3 protein-coding genes are annotated in these 1,591 nt (G+C 70.8%); 2 read left to right on the forward strand and 1 reads right to left on the reverse strand.

The genetic code is table 11. The features are described 5' to 3' along the window. Together VOI19_RS19280 and VOI19_RS19285 are read left to right on the forward strand one after the other, a co-directional pair. A partial coding sequence (locus tag VOI19_RS19280) for an aldehyde dehydrogenase family protein (RefSeq protein ID WP_323794542.1) occupies window positions 1–327 on the forward strand: 327 nt, incomplete at its 5' end. A 9-nt stretch (window positions 328–336) separates the two neighbouring features. Then, window positions 337–1,326 (forward strand): hypothetical protein, encoded by a 990-nt coding sequence (locus tag VOI19_RS19285; RefSeq protein WP_323794543.1) that lies wholly within the window; start codon window positions 337–339, stop codon window positions 1,324–1,326. Between the two features lie 23 nt (window positions 1,327–1,349). Here the strand turns inward: VOI19_RS19285 and VOI19_RS19290 are convergent. Continuing rightward, the coding region (locus tag VOI19_RS19290; RefSeq protein ID WP_323794544.1) for a helix-turn-helix transcriptional regulator at window positions 1,350–1,591 on the reverse strand (242 nt) is incomplete at its 5' end.

Raw genomic sequence — 1,591 nt, forward strand, 5'->3', positions numbered from 1 at the left:
GTCACCGCCGGCATGACCATCTACCGCGAGGAGATCTTCGGACCGGTCGCCCCGATCACCACCTTCACGACCGACGCGGAAGCGATCGCGGCGGCCAACTCCACGGAGTACGGCCTGGCCTCCTACGCCTACACGCGCGACCTCGACCGCACGATCAAGCTCGCCGAGGCCCTCGACTTCGGCATGGTCGGCATCAACACCGGCCTGGTCTCCAACCCGGCGGCACCCTTCGGCGGGATGAAGGCCAGCGGCTTCGGGCGCGAGGGCGGCTTCGAGGGCATCGAGGAGTACCTCGAGACGACGTACGTCGCCCTGCCTGTTCCGTAGGCTGAGCCCATGCGGAGGTCCGGGGTCGTCGTCTCGGCGCTGGTCACGGTGTTGATCACGGGGCTCGTCGCGGCCGGCTGCTCGGGCACTACGGCCGACCCCACCACGGCGACAGGAGTCGCGTCGTCGACGACCGAGCCGTCTGCAAGCCCGCCAGGTGACCAGACGAGCAGCCCGACCGACCGACCGACCCGGAAGCCGACGAAGACCAAGAAGCCGAGCCGCGACCCGCTCGCCGACGCGGTGGAAGGCCTGTCCGGCCAGATCGGGGTCGACGAGCCGGTGCTGGGCGCCGACATCAGCTGGCCCCAGTGCCCGGTGGGCATGGGCATTCCGCTCAAGGAGTCGAAGGGCGCGCCTCCTCCCGTCGAGGAGGCGCAGTACGTCGTCCTGGGCCTGACCAACGGCCCTGGGTTCTACCCCAACCCGTGCCTGGCCGACCAGGTCGCCGACGTCCGGGCGCGCAGCCGGATGGCGGCGGCGTACTCCGTGGTGAGCTATCCCGAGCCCGAGCGGCTCAGCCGGCACGCCGACGACGGCCCCTACGACGGCAGCACCCGACTGGGGGCGCTGGCCAACAACGGCTACGCCCAGGCGGTCTTCAACCTGCGCACCATGCGCGCCGCCGGGCTGGTGACGCCGATGATCTGGATCGACGTCGAGCCGGTGCCCAACTTCGAGTGGAGCAGCGACCTCGAGGCCAACGCCGTCGTGGTGAGTGGGATGGCGCGCGGCTACCGCGAGGCGGGTTACGCGATCGGGGTCTACTCCACGACCTACCTGTGGGACATCGTGGTCGGCGACCTCGCCCTGGGCGTGCCCGAGTGGCGCGCCGCCGGTCAGACCTCGCGCGAGGCGGCTCTCGCGGCCTGCGGGCCCGACCGGGTGATCCAGGGCGGTGACCCGGTGATGGGTCAGTGGGTGGAGGCCAACCGCGACATGAACGTCACCTGTCCGGGGATCAGTCTCGAGCTCGAGCGCTGGTTCCACCAGTACTGACCTCAGTGGCCCCGGTACTGACGTCAATCGTCGTCGTGGCGTCCGATCGCCGCCACGAGCGCGCCCCTGGAGCGGACCCCGAGCTTGCGGTAGGTCTTCGACAGGTGCCCCACGACTGCCTTCACCGACACCACGAGCTGCTCGGCGATCTCTCGGTTCGTCAGGCCGTCGAGCGCCAGGGCGGCCACCCGTCGCTCACCGGCCGTGAGGGCGGCCAACGCCTCGGACTCACGCCGTCGCGGTGCCTCGCCGAGCCGCTCCAGCA

The organism is Nocardioides sp., assembly GCF_034670285.1.
Lineage (GTDB): Bacteria > Actinomycetota > Actinomycetes > Propionibacteriales > Nocardioidaceae > Nocardioides.

What these genes read in the sequence shown, in the direction of transcription:
- VOI19_RS19285 (WP_323794543.1), top strand. Translation starts at nt 337, where the DNA reads ATGCGGAGGTCCGGGGTCGTCGTCTCGGCGCTGGTCACGGTGTTGATC.